Origin of the sequence: Tabrizicola flagellatus (assembly GCF_046295235.1) — a bacterium.
Taxonomy (GTDB): domain Bacteria; phylum Pseudomonadota; class Alphaproteobacteria; order Rhodobacterales; family Rhodobacteraceae; genus Tabrizicola; species Tabrizicola flagellata_A.
In genome coordinates this window covers 42277-57604 of sequence record NZ_JBKBLV010000002.1, presented here as the reverse complement: position 1 = coordinate 57604, position 15328 = coordinate 42277, and the positions used below count along the sequence as shown (strand labels likewise).

Below are 15328 nucleotides of genomic sequence, written 5' to 3'. Positions count from 1 at the left end.
GCGCCCCGGCCCCGCGGCCCCCCCCCCCCCCCCCCCCCCCCCCCCCCCCCCCCCCCCCCCCCCCCCCCGGGGGGGGGGGCGGTCGGGCGCTGCCCGTGGTTCCCACGGGCGGGACAGCGGATTTGCCGTGCTTCTGTCAAGGTCCGATGGACCCTACAGCCGGTAGAAGGCCCGCGCTGTGTCGCGGAAGATCTGCCGCCGTTCGGTCTCGGACAGGTCTGCCGTCACCTCGTCCACCAGCGCCACCCAGTCGTGGTAGCCGATGGCCAGCGTCGCCACCGGCCAGTCGCCGCCGAACATGAGCCGCGAGGGGCCGAAAGCCTCCAGCGCGACCTCCATGTAGGGGCGCAGCGTTTCCGGCGTCCAGTCGGCGGCGGCCTCGGTAGCGACCCCGGAGAGCTTGCAGACCAGGTGCTCGCGCCGGGCAAGCTCGCGCAGCTGGTCGGCCCAGGGCTGAATCAGGCCCGCCGCGATGCCGGGCTTGGCGATGTGGTCCACAACCATCGGCACGTTCGGGCAGGCATCGACCAGGCCGATGGTCGAGGGCAGCTGGGGATGTTTGAGGCAGAGGTCGAAGGACAGGCCGTAATCGGCCAGCGCCCGGACCCCGGTGACGAAATCGGGGCGCAGGCAGAAGGCGGGATCGGGTTCGTCCTGGTAGATCCGGCGGATGCCGCGCACCTTCGGGGTGGCCGCCAGCCGTTCGAGATCGCCCCGCACCGCGTCGCCCCGTTCCAGCGCGGCATTGCAGACCATGGCGGCGATGCGCGGCTCTTCCTCCGCCCAGCCCAGCACCGCCTCTGCCTCGGCAAAGGTCTGCTCCGGGGCGGCGGCGCATTCGAGGAACACGAGCGCCTCGATGTCCACCCCATCGCTCGTCGCCAGGAAATCGGCGGGCAGGAAGGGCCGGTCGAGCGGCAGGCCCTTGAGCCAGGGATAGCTGAGCCGCCGGGGATCCCAGAGATGCAGGTGGCTGTCGATGATCGGAAAGTCGGGCATTGGGGCCTCGTGCAAGGGCGGGTGGCGGCATGCTACACCGGGGCGCAGGCCAGGCAACAGTTGCGCGGCGCGGCGCGCGCCGTAACCTGCGGCCAAAGCCCGAAGGAGCCTGTCCGTGACCATGCCTCCCGAGACCTTGCCGACCATCCTTGTCGTCGGCAGCCTGCACCATGACATCATGGTCGAGGCCGACCACCTGCCCCGCCGCGACGAGACGGCGGTCGGGCGGCGCTGGTATCCCAAGTTCGGCGGCAAGGGCGGCAATCAGGCGGTGGCGGTGGCCCGCGCCGGGGCCCCCTGCCGGATGTTCGGCGCGGTGGGGGATGACGGCTTCGGCGCCTTCCTGCGACAGGGGTTGCGGGCGGGCGGGGTGGAGGACCGCTTCGTGCAGACCCTGCCCGGCGTGGGATCGGGGATGAGCGTGGCGATCCTCGACGCGCAGGGCGACTATGCCGCGACCATCGTCTCGGGCGCGAACCTGAAGGCCGATCCGGCGGCGCTGGCCGCGCCCGATCTGTGGCGGGACGTTGGCCTGCTGATCCTGCAGAACGAGGTTTCCGAGGCGCTGAACCTGGCGGCGGCGCGCGAGGCGCGGGTCCGGGGTGTGCGCTGCCTGCTGAACGCCGCCCCGGCGCGGGAGCTGTCGGCGGATCTGGCGGGGCTGGTCGATCTGCTGGTGGTGAACGCCGTCGAGGCCGAGATGATGGGCGCGGGCGCCGTCCGGTCGCTGGAGGACGCGCGCGCGGCGGCCGGGTGGCTGGCGCAGCGGTTTCCGGCGGTGATCGTCACCGCGGGCAGTCTGGGCCTGGCGGCGGCCGAGGGGGGTGCGGGGTTCGCGCTGCCGGCCGAGAAGGTGCGGGCTGTCTCCAGCCACGGGGCGGGCGACGCCTTCATCGGCACGCTTGCCGCCGGGCTGGTGCGCGGGCTGGACCTGCGCGCGGCGGCGGGCGCGGCCTCGCTGGCCGCCGCGCGGCATGTCGGCGGGCAGGCGCCGAGCTGAGCGACGGGCTCAGGGGCCGGGCACGATGAAATCCGGCACGATCCCCGCGGCGGCGATGTAGGGCGCGGTGTCGCGGCCGGCAAAGAGGCCGTGATCGGTGACAAGCACGCTGCGGCAGCCTGCTGCCGCGCCGCCCAGCACATCGGTGTGCAGCGTGTCGCCCACCATCGCCAGCCGGTCGGGCGCAAGGCCGGTGCGGGCGATGCCTTCGGCGAAGGCCTCGGGGAAGGGTTTGCCGAACCAGTGCACTTCCAGCCCCGGCAGGGTGTCCAGAAGCTCGTGGCCGAAGAGCCCCGGCTCCAGCGTCAGCCCGCCTTCGCGTGGGGCGACGAGGTCGGGGTTGGCGATGACCAGGGGGCGCGGGTTGCGGTCGAGCGCCAGGGTCAGGCGGCGTTGCAGCGCCGGCGTCCAGCGGGCGGTAGAGAGGAACAGGACCGCATCGGCCCGGTCGAAGGCGGCGGGGTCGGACAGGGCATCCACAAGGCGTGCGGGGATGTCGGCGAACGTGTCGCCCTCGGCAGCGATGGCGGCCCAGGTGGCGCCGGGGGCGATCGCCTGAAGCCGCGCCACGGCGACATCGCGCGAGGCCACGACTTCATCCGCCGTGAAGTCGAAGCCCAGGCGGTGATACTTGGCGAGGAGTTGCGCGCGCGTGTAGCTGGCGGCATTGGTCAGCACCGCCAGCCGTTTGCCGCGCCGGCGAAGGCTGGCCATCCGCGCCACCGCACCGGGGATCGCGGTCTCGCCCACGTTGAGGACGCCGAAGGCATCCAGAAGGAACCCGTCCACCTGGTCGGCCACCCCTTCCAGCGAGGGCAGGTGCAGCGACCGGGCGGGATAGCGGGCGGCGGGCAGGCGGTGGCGGATCGCCTCATACCGCGCGAAGGCCGAGGCCGCGTCGGAGAGCATGTCCCCCGGACCGGCGTCGAGGGAAACCTCAGACACTGGTGAACCCGCCTTCCACCATCAGAAGCGCGCCGTTGACCATGGCCGAGGCGTCCGAGGCGAGGTAAAGGGCCGCGTCCGCCACCTCCACCGGCTCGGCAAAGCGGCGGGCGGGGGTGGCGTTGCGGAAGGGGTCGCCCTTTTCCGGCTTGCCCCAGACCTCGATCCCCATGGGCGTCATCACCACGGTCGGGCAGATCGCGTTGACCTGCACGTTGAACCGCGCCCATTCCGCGCAGAGCGATTTGGTCAGCGCGTTCAGCCCCCCTTTGGAGGCCGCATAGGCCGCGTGGTCATCCAGCGCGATCACCCCGGTCTGGGAAGAGATGTTGATGACCTTCCCCCACCTCTGCGCGATCATCGCAGGCGCCAGCGTCCGCGCCGTCAGGAAGGGCGCGCGGAGGTTGACAGCCATCATCCGGTCCCAGGCCTCGGTCGGGAAGTCCACCGCCGGGGCGACATGGGCGATCCCGGCCGAGTTCACCAGGATGTCTATGGTGCCCCATTCGGACAGCGCGCGCTGGCAGGCTTCGACAGGCTCGGTCGGGCTTTCCATCTCGGCCGTCAGGGTCAGACAGCGCCGGCCATGGGCGCGGACCGTCTCGGCGGTGGCGGCAAGGTCGGCCGCATCGCGGCCCAGCGCCACGATGTCGGCGCCGGCCTCGGCGAAGACGCGGGCGATCTCGGCCCCGATGCCCCTGGAGGCCCCGGTGATCAGCGCCTTGCGCCCGGTCAGCGAAAAGCGGTCCTGCCAGCCCATCGGTCACTCCAGATTGGTATGACGCGCGCGCATCGCCTCGGGCGTGACGCCGAGACGGTCGCGGAGCGCAAGGATCAGAAGCTCGAAGGCCAGATACTGCGCGCCCTCGAACAGCGACCCCATCGGCAGGACCGAGGTCGCCGCAGCCCCCTGGTCGTTCGCCATGGTCTGCGCGGGGATCAGGAACACGCGGTCGGCCGCCTGCGGCGCGCTGCCGTGGGCCTGCGCGGTCACGCAGGCCACCCGCGCGCCCGCCTTGCGCGCGACGCCGATCAGGCCGTCCACCGTCGAAAAGCCCCCTGGACCGGCGCTGACGACAAGCAGGTCTCCGGGGCCGACCGGCGGGCAGGACATGTCGCCCACCACATGCGCATCGAGGCCCATGTGGTAAAGCCGCATGGCAAGCGCCCGCATCATCAGCCCCTCGCGCCCGACGCCATAGCAGACGACGCGGCGGGCGTGGGACAGGTCCTCCACCATCCCCTGCAACGCGGCCGGGTCGATGGCGGCCACGGCATCGCGGATTTCCCCCGCGGCGCGGGTGGCAAGGTCGGAAAGCGTCATGTGCCCACCTTCGATTGCAGGGTCTGCGGCAGGGCCGCCAGGGCAGCCTGATCCAGAAGCCCGACCTCGTCCAGCAGGTCGAGCACGGTATAGCGGCTGCGCAGGAAGCGGGCCTTCAGGATCGTGCGGTGCAGATAGGCCGGATCAACGCCGATGTCCGCCGCCTCGACCGGGGCGCCGGCGCGGGCCAGATGGTCGGCCATGCGGGCGGCGGGCCAGAGCCGGGCACGCAGCCGGGCCTGAAGATCGGGCCAGACGGCGGCAAGACGGGTCAGCCGGGCCTGCAAAGCAGCCCCCTCGACATGCTTGGCGCGGGTCTCGGCGATGGCGCGTTCGGCGATCTCGCCCGGGCCGAAGCGGGCGCGGATCTCGGCTTCCTTGGCGGCAAGGTCGGGGGCTTCGGCCGCCCGGCGGGCGGGGTCGCGCGCGGCAAGGTCGCGCGTCAGCAGCCAGTCGAACATGCGCAAGGCCGCCATCGCGCCGACCGCGACGCAGGCGCCGTGGCTGACCCGCTCGCCGTTGTGGTGCAGGTCGTCCATTTCCCACAGATGCGCGATCTGGTGGTCGGCCCCGGAGGCGGGGCGGGAGGAGCCGTGCGCCTCCATCGCCAGCCCGACCAGCGTCAGGCCGAGGAAGAGGCCCTCCACCGCCGCACGGTCGCCGGCGGCGATCCGGTCGGGCTGCGAGAGCCAGCCTTCGAGGCCGCCCTGCACCATGGGCCAGGCGACATCGTCGATGGGCTCGATCCCCAGCGCATCGGCAATGATCCAGTCGCCCCCCGCCGGAACCTTGCCGGCAAGGTCGCCATAGCCCCAGCCCGTCATCTCGGGCGGGGCGGCGGCGATCACGTCGAGGTCGGCGAGCAAGACCTTCGCCGGACGGCAGGGGATGGTCTTCTTGAACCCCTTCTCCGACAGCGGCGCGCCGGCCGAGGTGTAGCCGTCCATGCTGGCCGCCGTGGCCACGCACATGTAGGGGATGCCGGCGGTGAAGGCCGCGTGTTTCACCACGTCGTTCATCACGCCCGAGCCGATGGCGATGGGCGTCTCGCCCGGCCGCAGCACGGCGCGGAGCGAATCGGCCAGGTCCACCGTGGGCTTGGGGCGCGGGATGGCCGGGATGACATGGCGGCGCGTCGCGATGCCTACGGCGGCAAAAGCCGCCTCCACGGTCTCCCCCGCCGCGCCCCAGCCGCGGTCGTCGGCCATCAGCACCACGGGGCCCGAGAAATGCCGGGCGTAAAGCCTGCCCGCCTCGGCCAGCACGCCGCGTCCGATCACCACCTCGGCCACATTGGCCGACCGCGCCACCGCTTCCCGGATCAGGTCCGGCCCGCTCATGCCGTCACCCCGCCCGAGGCAAGCGTCCGCCCGTCGGCGGCGAAATGGTGCAGGCGATGCGGCGGAAGGTCGAGGCCGATCTCGGCGCCATGGTCCAGCGTGGTGTCGCCCTCGGCCCGGGCGACCAGCGTCTGCCCGCCCGGAAGCCGGACATAAAGGTAGGCGTCGCCGCCCAGCGTCTCCGTCAGGGACACGGTGGCGGGCAATTGCCCCTGCCCTGCCGGGCGCAGGACCAGATGCTCGGGCCGGATCCCCAGCTTCACCGTCCCCGAAGGTGCGGCGCCAAGGGGTTTGCCGTCCACAAGCGCCTGCCCGTCGCGCAGATCGACGGTCAGGAAGTTCATCGACGGCGCCCCGATGAACCCGGCGACGAATTCCGAGGCGGGACGATTGTAAAGCTCCATCGGCGCGCCGACCTGTTCGATCTTCCCTGCGTTCAGCACCACGATCTTGTCGGCCATGGTCATCGCCTCGACCTGGTCGTGGGTGACATAGATCATCGTGGCCTTGAGGTCGCTGTGCAGCGCCTCGAGTTCCACCCGCATCTGGACGCGCAGCTTTGCGTCGAGGTTCGACAGGGGCTCGTCGAAGAGGAAGACCTTCGGCTCCTTCACGATGGCGCGCCCGATGGCGACGCGCTGGCGCTGGCCGCCCGACAACTGGCCGGGCTTGCGGTCGAGATAGGGTTCCAGTTGCAGGATGCGCGCGGCCTCGGCAATGCGGCGCTTGCGGTCCGCTTCGGGGAAGTTGTTGACCTTCATCCCGAAATCCATGTTCTCGCGCACCGTCATGTGCGGATAGAGCGCATAGGACTGGAAGACCATGGCCACGTCGCGGTCGGACGGCGCGGCGCGGGTCACGTCGCGGTCGCCGATGTGAATGGTGCCCCCGCTGATTTCCTCCAGCCCCGCGATCGAGCGCAGAAGCGTGGACTTGCCGCAGCCCGAAGGCCCGACGAAGACCGCGAATTCGCCATCCGCGATGGTCAGCGACACATCGTGCAGCGCCTGCGCGCTGCCGTAGAACTTGTTCACGCCCGACAGCCTGACCTCAGCCATGGCGCCCCCTTCCCTTGCGCCGATCCACCGGCGCTGACCGCAATTTTCCGGTTGACTCGCCCCGGCTTCGATACATTTATATGTGCAGCGTTACAAATGGAAGTCAACTCTGCAACGCTGAACCCTGAGGGAGGAAACCATGAAACTCAAGTCGCATGTCAGCGCCCTTGCGCTGGCGTCCGCGTCGCTGGCCGGCCTTGCCGGCGCGGCGCAGGCCTGGTCGCTGGAAGAGGCCGCCAAGCCCTATGCCGGGACCGAGCTGGAAGTCCTGTTCCTGGATCGTCCGGGCTACAACGCCGCGATCAAGATGCTGCCGGAATTCGAGGCGGCCACGGGCATCAAGGTCAACTACACCACCGTGCCCTACGAGAACGCGCTGGGCGAACAGGTGCGCGACTTCGTGGCCGGGGGCGACCTCGACATCGCGCTGATCGACCTCGTCTGGATCGGCAACTTCGCCGAGAACGGCTGGCTGGTCCCCTCCGAGACCTTCATCAACAACCCCGACCTCGCCGATCCCGAACTGGACATGGCCGACTTCTTCCCGCTGGTGTTGAACGCCTTCGGGTCGTGGAACGGGGTGAACTACGGGCTGCCCTTCGACAACTACTCGGGCCTTCTGTTCTGGAACCGCTGCATGCTTGCCGACGCCGGCTTCGACAAGCCGCCGGCCACCTGGCAGGAGATGATGGACACCTACGGCCCCGCCCTGACCAAGGACGGCAAGTATGCCTATGCACTGCAATCCAAGCGCAACGAGACCCAGTCGGCCGACAGCTTCGCGCGCTTCCTCTGGCCCTTCGGCGGGTCTTTCCTGAATGCCGAGTTCAAGTCGAACCTGAACTCGCCGGAAAGCCAGGCGGGCCTGAAGTTCCGTCAGGACCTGATGAAGTTCATGCCCTCGGGCATCGTCGCCTATGACCATGCCGAGACGGTGAACGCCTTCGCCCAAGGGGATGTGGCAATGATTACCGAATGGTCGGCCTTCTACTCGACCGTGGTCAGCCCCGAGACCTCGAAGGTCGCGGACTGCGTTGAAATCGCTCCGGAACCCAAGGGGCCGGCTGGTCGGAAACCGGCACTGGGCGGCTTCTCGCTGGCGGTGGCCGCCCAAGCCGACGACAATGAAAAGGCCGCGGGCTGGCTCTTCATCCAGTGGGTGACCTCGAAGGCCAAGGCCGGCCAGTATCTCGAGATGGGCGGCGTGCCCGCGCGCGCTTCGGCCTATGCCGATCCGGCGCTGGCCGAGAAGTTCAAGTTCATCCCGGCCCTGGTGGAGTCGTGGCAGGAAGGCGTGCCCGAGTTCCGTCCGCGCTTTGCCGAATGGCCCGCGATCACCGAGATCGTGCAGGAATGGGGCACCAAGATGATGCTGGGCGAGGTCAGCATCGAGGACGGCGCCAGGATGATCGGCGAAAAGATGGAAGCCGTCCTTGCCGAGGCCGGCTACTACGACGGCAAGAAGCCCTTGGCGCAGTAAGCCGCCTTGTGATCTCCTCCCAGGAGACATGCCTTCGGGCATTCCAGGCCCCCGTCCGCGTGGCGGGGGCCTGATCCCCCCAGGACCGAATCGAGGAACCCGATGACCTTCCGCGTGCCCCGGCGCACCGTTGCAGCCTTCCTCGGCCCCGCCGTCGCGGCCTTGGCGCTGGTGGGCATCGCGCCGCTTCTCTATGCGGTCTGGAAAAGTCTGCACTACTTCAACCTGACCAAGCTTGCGCAGCAGCGCTTTGTCGGGCTCGACAATTACGCGGCGGTGCTGACCGACCCGGTCTTCTGGCAGGCGATGGGACGCACGGCGCTTCTGTTCGTCATCGCCGTGCCCATCGAGATCCTCCTGGGCCTTGTCATTGCGCTGGTCCTGCACCGGCCGGGCCTCGGCTTCTGGAAGACGCTGACGCGGCTGAGCCTCGTCCTGCCCATGGCCACGACCTATGCCGTGGTCGGGCTGCTGGCGCAGGTGATGTTGAACCAGAAATACGGCGTCGTGAACCAGATGCTGGGCTGGATCGGCGTCGATGCGATCAATTTCATCGGCGACCCTACAAATGCGTTCATCGCGGTCGTGCTGTGGGACATCTGGCAATGGACGCCCTTCGTCGCGCTGGTCCTTCTCGCCGGCCTGTCCACCGTCCCGCCGGAAATCGAGGAGGCCGCGAAGCTGGAGACGAAATCCAACTGGACCGTCCTGCGCTTTGTCCAGCTTCCGTTCCTGGTCCCCAGCCTTGTTGCCGTCCTCATCCTGCGCACCGCCGATACGCTGAAGCTGTTCGACATGCCCTTCACCATGACCCGCGGCGGGCCGGGATCGGCCACCGAGTTCATCGCCGTCCTGATCGAGCGCGTGGGCAACCGCCAGTTCGACATCGGCATGGCCGCGGCGCAGTCGATCATCATGCTCGCGATCACCATCGTGCTGGCCCGCACCTACATCCGCCTCTTCTACCGCGAGGTCCGCTGACATGGCCGCAGCTTCGAACCGCCGCTCATCGCTCTCCTCCGGTCGCTCTTCGCTGTGCCGCCCCTGCGAAGAGCGACCGCAAGGAAGCGATGAGCCCTACAAGGAGGAACGCTGATGGCTGCCCCCGTCCAGCGCCGATCCCTCTGGGCCGAAGGCGCCCTTCTCCTTCTCATCGGCCTTTTCTGCGTCTTTCCCTTCTACTGGATGGTCACGACCAGCCTGAAGACCCAGGTCGTCGCCCTGGAGTCCCCGCCGGTATGGTGGTTCACGCCGACGCTCGCGAACTACTGGGAGGTCCTTTTCGTCGACAAGGTCGGCCCCGCCCTCGTCAACTCCATCATCGTCGCGGTCTGCACCACGGCGCTGGCCGTTGGCCTCGGCACGCCCGCCGCCTATGCGCTGGCGCGGTTCAATTTCCGCGGCAAGACCGACCTGTGGTTCTGGTTCATCACCAACCGCTTCGTGTCGCCCGTCGTGCTGGCCTTCCCCGTCTTCCTGATCGCCCGCCAGACCGGCCTGCGCGACACCCATATCGCGCTGATCCTGATGTATCTGACCTTCACCCTGCCCATCGTGATCTGGATCTGCACCGACCAGTTCCGCGGCATCCCGAAGGAACTGGACGAGGCCGCCATGCTGGAAGGCGCAAGCCAGTGGCGCATCTTCCGGTCGATCTGCCTGCCGCTGGCCATGCCGGGCGTCGCGGTCAGCTCGATCCTGTCGTTCATCTTCTCGTGGAACGAGCTTCTGTTCGCCTACATCCTGGCCCCCAAGGTCGCCAAGACTGCGCCAGCGATGGCCGTGACCTTCATGGAGGGCTACGACGTGCCCTACGGAAAGATCATGGCGACCTCGACGCTGATCGTGGTCCCGGTCTTGATCTTTGCGCTGCTGGCGTCGAAACACCTTGTCCGGGGCCTGACGATGGGGGCCGTGAAATAGGGCATCCATGGCGCGCGCACCGAAGCTTCCGCAGATCGACACTGAAGAGCGGTTCCTGGCGCAGGTGGCCTGGGCCTACCATGTCGAGGGGCTGACGCAGGAGAAGGTGGCCGAAAAGCTGGGCGCGACCAGGTTGCGGGTGAACAAGGCGCTCGCCGAGGCCACCGCGCGGGGCCTTGTGCGCATCACCTTCAACACCGCCTTTGCCGCCTGCGCGGAACTGGAAGCCGCGCTGCGCGCCCGGTTCGGGCTGCGGCAGGCCTATGTCGCCCCGGCGCCGATGGACCCGCGCGATGTGCAGATGATCACCGGCGCGGCGCTGGGGAACGTTCTGTCCGAGGTTCTGGCCGACCCGGGCGTGCGGCTTTTCGGCATGTCCTGGGGCGGGACGCTGAACATCGCCACCCGCTTTGTCGCGGCGATGGAACGTCCCGACCTCGAGATCATCAGCGTCATGGGCGGCCTGACGCGGGGATCGGACCTGAACAGTTTCGAGATCACCACCCGCCTCGCCGACCTGGTGGGCGCCCAGCACAGCTATTTCACTGCGCCGCTTTATGCCGGGAGCCGGGAAAGCCGCGACACGATCATGCAACTCGACGTGTTCCGCGAGGTGCTGGAAAAGCTGCGGAGCGTCGATGCACTGGCAATGGCGGCGGGCGACATCTCGAAGGCCTCGCTTCTGATGCGCGACGGATTGCCCGGCGACGTGACGATGGAGGACCTGCGCGCCCTGGGGGCTGTGGGCGACGTGCTGGGCGTGGTGATCGACGCAGAGGGGCAGCCCATCGACCATCCGATCAACGAGCGCGTCATCGGCATCGGGCTCGAGGATCTCGGGCCGATCCCCAACGTCATCCTTGCCGCCGGAGGACCGCACAAGGTGCCGATCGTCCGGGCGATCCTGAAACGCGGGGTGGTCAACACCCTTGTCACCGACGAGGCGACGGCCCGCGCCTTGCTGGAGCGCGGCTGATGGCGCTGCATGTCGGCATCGACCTCGGCACCTCCGGCATCAAGGCGGTGCTGATCGAGGATCTCGCCCGCGTCGTCGCGGTGGCGGCGGAACCGGTGGCGGTGAGCCGACCGCAGGTGGGCCATTCCGAGCAGGACGCCGATCTCTGGGTCTCGACGGTGTTCGCCTGTCTCGACCGGCTGGCGGCCGAGGCCCCGCGCGAGATGGCGGCGGTGAGGGGAATCGGGCTGTCGGGGCAGATGCTGGCGGCGCTGATCCTGGATGAGGCCCTGCGCCCCCTGCGCCCGGCGATGCTGTGGAACGACCAGCGCGCGATCGCGGAATGCGCCGAGCTGCTGGCCGCCGTTCCCGACATCGGCCGGCGCACCAACGGCACGCCCGACCCCGGCATCACCGCGCCAAAACTCATGTGGCTGAGAAAGCACGAGCCGGACCTGATGGACCGCGCGCGGATGCTGATGCTGACCAAGGATTACGTCCGGCTTGCCCTGACCGGCGAGGTCGCGACCGAGCCGTCGGATGCGGGCGGGACGCAGCTGCTGGACGTGGCCTCGGGCCGTTGGGACCCCGAACTCTGCGCCGCTGCCGGCTGGGATCCGGCATATCTGCCCCCGGTGCTGGACAGCTGGGCCGAGGCGGGGCGGCTGCGGCCCGAGCTTCTGGCCCGCTGGGGGATGGCGGGGCCGGTCGTGGTGGCGGCAGGCGCGGGGGACAACATGGGATCGACGCTCGGCGCGGGCGGGGCGCGGCCGGGGGATGCGGTGCTGACCATTGGCACCTCGGGCGTGGCCTGCGTGGTGGATGCCGCCTTCCATCCGGGGCCTCGGCGCGCGATCCTGACCTCGGCCCATGTCGTGCCGGGGGTGTTCCTGTCGATGGGCGTGGTGATGTCGGCGACAGCGAGCCTCGACTGGGTGGGCCAGATCACCGGGCGCGCCGTGCCCGATCTGGACGCCGAGGCCACGGAGTTCGCGGCCCGGGACATCGAGGCCGCGCCGGTGTTCCTGCCCTGCCTGACCGGCATCCGCACGCCGCTGAACCGCCCCGACCTGACGGGGCGCATGGCGGGGCTGCATCCGGGCGTCACGCCGGCGATGCTGGCCTATGCGACGATGGAGGGCGTGGCCTTCCAGTTCGCCGACTGCATCGCCGCGCAGGAGGAGGTGGGGGTGAGGCCCGAGCGGTTCACCGTGGTCGGCGGCGGCACCCGCAGTGCGCTGTGGCTGCGCCTGCTGGCGAGCGTTCTGGGCCGTCCGCTGGCCCTGATCGAGGGCGCCGACATGGCCGGCCCGCGCGGGGCGGCGCGGCTGGCTGCCGTCGCGGCCGGGGCGCCGGTCGGGATCCTGTCGGACCCTGTCCCCGCCCGCCGCGAGGTCGCACCCGACCCCGCACTCGCCGCCGCGCTTGCCCCGCGCCGGGCGCGGATGGCCGGGCTGATGGGCTTCTGACCCCACCCTGTCCACGCAGGACAGGGGAAGCAGGCCTTTCGGAATCAAGGGCTTGGCCGTGGGCGCTTACCCTTCGTCAACCTCTCCGGGCGCGCGGTCGAGCATCGTCTGAAGCGTGGCGAGGTGATCCGCCTCGGACGCGGGCTTGTCGGGGCGGATGCGGTTGATGCGCGGAAAGCGCATCGCCACGCCGGACTTGTGGCGGGTGGAGCGGTTCAGCCCCTCGAAGGCGACCTCGACGACACGGGTCCGCGCCACCGCCCGGACCGAGCCGAAGCGGTCCACCGTGTTGTTGCGCACGAAACGGTCGAGCTCTTTCAGCTCTTCGTCGGTGAAGCCGAAATAGGCCTTGCCGACGGGCACCAGTTCGTCGCCGTTCCAGACGCCGAAGGTGAAGTCGGAGTAATAGCCCGACCGCTTGCCATGGCCGCGCTGGGCATACATCAGCACCGCGTCGATGAGGAAAGGGTCGCGCTTCCACTTGAACCAGGGCCCGCGCACGCGGCCGGCCAGATAGGGGCTGTCGCGGCGTTTGAGCATAATGCCCTCGATCACGGCCAGGGGCGGCGCGGCGCGCAGCGCGGCCAAGTCGTCCCAGCTGGAGAACTCCAGCTGCGGCGAGAGGTCGATGCGCGGGTCGAGGCCCGCCACCGCGCCGGCCAGCACCGCGCGGCGGGCGTCATAGGGCCGGTCGCGCAGATCCTGCCCCTGCCAGATCAGCAGGTCGTAAAGCCTGAGCCCCGCCGGGTGTGAGCGCAGCAGCGCCGGTGTCACCGTCTTGCGGTTCAGCCTCTGTTGCAGGTCGCCGAAGGGCGCGATCTCGTCGCCGCGCCGCACCAGAAGCTCGCCATCGAGGGTGCCGTCAAAGTCCATAAGCGCGAGAACGTCGGGAAAGGCGGCGCCGATGTCCTCTCCGGTCCGGGAGTAGAGCCGCCGCGTCCCGCCATCGCTGACCGCCTGGATGCGGATGCCGTCCCATTTCCATTCGGCGGCGAAATCGCCGGGGTCCAGTTGTGAAAGGGCCTCAAGGTCGGTGGCGGTTGAAAGCATCACCGGCCGGAAGGGCGCGCGGAGGGCGGCCTCGGGGCGCGGGGCGCCGGCGGCCCAGGCGAAAAGCTCGGTGTAGGGGGGCGAAAGGGCGTGCCAGATCTCCTCGATTTCGGTCAGGGGCAGGCCCGCCCAGCCGGCGAAGGCGGAGCGCGCGAGCCGGGCGGAGACCCCGACCCGGAGCGCGCCGGTGGCGAGCTTCAGATAGGCATAGCGTTCCGAGGCGCCGAGGCTGTCGAGCCGCGCGGCGATCAGCGCCGGCAGGCGCGTCTTCGGAGTGGTGGACAGTTCGTGGACGACTTCGGACAGCGGCGGGTCCGACCGCGTGCCCTCGGGCCAGATCAGCGCGATGGTCTCGGCCAGGTCGCCGACGAAATCGTAGCTGGCGGCAAAGAGCACGGGATCGACCCGCGCCTCGGTCAGGCCCCGAAGGAGGCTGGGCGTGACCTGGCGCAGCTTCAGATCGCCGGTCAGCGCGGCCAGCATCAGCCCGCGTTCGGGGTCGGGCTGGCCCGCGAAGGCGGCGGCGAGCAGGCGTTCCTTGCCGAGCCTCTGCGGGGTGAAGGCGAGCCGTTCGAGGAGGGTTGCGAAGGCAGTAAGGCTCATTCCGCCTCGTCCTCGTAGCCGACGAGGTGGAGGGGTTTCGCGGTGCGTTGGGTGAGGTCGCACCAGCGCATCAGCGCGTCCTCGCGGCCGTGGGTGATCCAGACCTCGGCCGGGTTCAGCTCGTCGATGGTGGCGGTGAGGCTCGGCCAGTCCACATGGTCGGAGATCACCAGCGGCAGTTCCACGCCGCGCTGGCGGGCGCGGGCGCGGACCTGCATCCAGCCCGAGGCGAAGGCGATAACCGGATCGGGGAAACGCTGCGCCCAGGTGGCGGCGAAGGCCGAGGGCGGCGCGATGACGATGGCGCCGGCGAAATCGGCCTTGCGCCCGGCGGTGGCGGGGCGGAGGTCGCCGAGGTCTATGCCGCGCGCGACGTGGTAGTCGCAGAGCCGTTGCAGCGCCCCGTGGATGAAGATCGGCGCGTCCCAGCCGGCCTGGCGGATCGCCGCGATCACCCGCTGCGCCTTGCCCAGTGCATAGGCGCCGATCAGATGGGCACGGTCGGGGTTGGCCTGCACGCTGGACAGGAGCCGGGCGATTTCGGCCTCGGGCGGCGGGTGGCGGAAGACCGGGAGCGCAAAGGTCGCCTCGGTGACGAAGATGTCGCAGGGCACCGGCTGAAACGGGGCGCAGGTGGGGGTGGGAACGCGGGCATAGTCGCCCGAGACCACGATTCGCTGGCCTTGCCCCTCGACCGCGATCTGAGCCGAGCCGAGCACATGGCCGGCCGGCTGGAAGCTGACCGTCACCTCGCCGATGCGGATGGGGTCGCCGGCCACCTGTCGGCTTTGCGTGAAGTCGTCGCCATAGCGGATGGCCATGATGTCCAGCGTCTCGGCCGTGGCGAGGACGGCGCCGTGGCCGGCGCGGGCGTGGTCGGAATGGCCGTGGGTGACAAGCGCGCGGGGCACGGGGCGCGTGGGGTCGATGAAGAAGTCGCCGGCGGGGCAGTAAAGCCCCTCGGGTCGCGGGATCAGGAGCGGCGGTCGGGCCATCCGGGCCTCCGTCTGGATCGGGTGTCGGCACCGCGCGACGGGCGCCCTGGATCCCGACGCGGTCGTGGCCCGGTCGGAAGTTTGAATCTGGCGCGATCTCGCCACCGGGGCAATGGCCTGTCTGCGCAGAGATGCAGAGGCGGGGCAATGGATCCGGGACGGTCTGACTGCGCCTGATCCGATGGGG

The 15328-nt window shown here is 69.8% G+C and carries 14 protein-coding genes; 6 read left to right on the top strand and 8 right to left on the bottom strand.

From position 1 onward, the window contains the following. Positions 1-153 precede the first annotated feature (153 nt). Positions 154-999 (bottom strand): amidohydrolase family protein, encoded by an 846-nt coding sequence (locus tag ACK4IU_RS01100; protein ID WP_409730786.1) that lies wholly within the window; start codon positions 997-999, stop codon positions 154-156. A 121-nt stretch (positions 1000-1120) separates the two neighbouring features. Between ACK4IU_RS01100 and ACK4IU_RS01095 the strand changes: the two genes are divergently transcribed. After that, positions 1121-1999 carry a PfkB family carbohydrate kinase gene (locus ACK4IU_RS01095; RefSeq protein ID WP_409730937.1) on the top strand — a complete coding sequence of 293 codons (879 nt, stop codon included), beginning with the start codon at positions 1121-1123 and terminating at the stop codon, positions 1997-1999. 9 nt (positions 2000-2008) lie between these two features. Here the strand turns inward: ACK4IU_RS01095 and ACK4IU_RS01090 are convergent, their stop codons facing one another. The 5 genes from ACK4IU_RS01090 to ACK4IU_RS01070 are packed head-to-tail and all read right to left on the bottom strand — an operon-like array spanning position 2009 to position 6666. Further along, positions 2009-2944 (bottom strand): HAD-IIA family hydrolase, encoded by a 936-nt coding sequence (locus tag ACK4IU_RS01090; RefSeq protein WP_409730784.1) that lies wholly within the window; start codon positions 2942-2944, stop codon positions 2009-2011. Beyond that, positions 2937-3704, bottom strand: a complete 768-nt coding sequence (locus tag ACK4IU_RS01085) for an SDR family NAD(P)-dependent oxidoreductase (RefSeq protein WP_409730782.1) — start codon at positions 3702-3704, stop codon at positions 2937-2939. Before ACK4IU_RS01085 ends, ACK4IU_RS01090 begins: the two co-directional genes overlap by 8 nt. A gap of 3 nt (positions 3705-3707) precedes the next feature. Next, positions 3708-4268: an SIS domain-containing protein gene (locus ACK4IU_RS01080; protein WP_409730780.1), complete on the bottom strand. Its 561-nt coding sequence runs from the start codon at positions 4266-4268 to the stop codon at positions 3708-3710. Beyond that, on the bottom strand, positions 4265-5608 hold the full coding sequence (locus ACK4IU_RS01075) for a sn-glycerol-1-phosphate dehydrogenase (RefSeq protein ID WP_409730778.1): 1344 nt from the start codon (positions 5606-5608) through the stop codon (positions 4265-4267). The genes ACK4IU_RS01080 and ACK4IU_RS01075 overlap by 4 nt, the downstream gene beginning before the upstream one ends. Further along, on the bottom strand, positions 5605-6666 hold the full coding sequence (locus ACK4IU_RS01070; protein WP_409730776.1) for an ABC transporter ATP-binding protein: 1062 nt from the start codon (positions 6664-6666) through the stop codon (positions 5605-5607). The genes ACK4IU_RS01075 and ACK4IU_RS01070 overlap by 4 nt, the downstream gene beginning before the upstream one ends. Before the next feature lie 139 nt (positions 6667-6805). Here ACK4IU_RS01070 and ACK4IU_RS01065 point away from each other — a divergent pair, with 139 nt between their 5' ends. The 5 genes from ACK4IU_RS01065 (at position 6806) to xylB (ending at position 12493) form a co-directional block, all read left to right on the top strand. Then, positions 6806-8146, top strand: a complete 1341-nt coding sequence (locus tag ACK4IU_RS01065; RefSeq protein WP_409730774.1) for an ABC transporter substrate-binding protein — start codon at positions 6806-6808, stop codon at positions 8144-8146. Positions 8147-8248: 102 nt separating this feature from the next. After that, the gene (locus tag ACK4IU_RS01060; protein WP_409730772.1) at positions 8249-9127 is read left to right on the top strand and encodes a carbohydrate ABC transporter permease; all 879 of its coding nucleotides are present in this window, start codon (positions 8249-8251) and stop codon (positions 9125-9127) included. Positions 9128-9241: 114 nt separating this feature from the next. Then, a complete protein-coding gene (locus ACK4IU_RS01055; RefSeq protein WP_409730770.1) occupies positions 9242-10069 on the top strand; it encodes a carbohydrate ABC transporter permease in 828 nt (275 codons plus the stop codon). A gap of 7 nt (positions 10070-10076) precedes the next feature. After that, entirely contained in the window at positions 10077-11045 is a 969-nt protein-coding gene (locus ACK4IU_RS01050) for a sugar-binding transcriptional regulator (RefSeq protein ID WP_409730768.1), read from the top strand. After that, positions 11045-12493 (top strand): xylulokinase, encoded by a 1449-nt coding sequence (gene xylB, locus ACK4IU_RS01045; RefSeq protein WP_409730766.1) that lies wholly within the window; start codon positions 11045-11047, stop codon positions 12491-12493. Before ACK4IU_RS01050 ends, xylB begins: the two co-directional genes overlap by 1 nt. A gap of 66 nt (positions 12494-12559) precedes the next feature. On the opposite strand, the gene ACK4IU_RS01040 is transcribed toward xylB, so the two are convergent. Beyond that, on the bottom strand, positions 12560-14146 hold the full coding sequence (locus tag ACK4IU_RS01040; protein ID WP_409730764.1) for a cisplatin damage response ATP-dependent DNA ligase: 1587 nt from the start codon (positions 14144-14146) through the stop codon (positions 12560-12562). Continuing rightward, a complete protein-coding gene (locus ACK4IU_RS01035) occupies positions 14143-15141 on the bottom strand; it encodes a ligase-associated DNA damage response exonuclease (protein WP_409730762.1) in 999 nt (332 codons plus the stop codon). Before ACK4IU_RS01035 ends, ACK4IU_RS01040 begins: the two co-directional genes overlap by 4 nt. Positions 15142-15328: the final 187 nt, after the last annotated feature.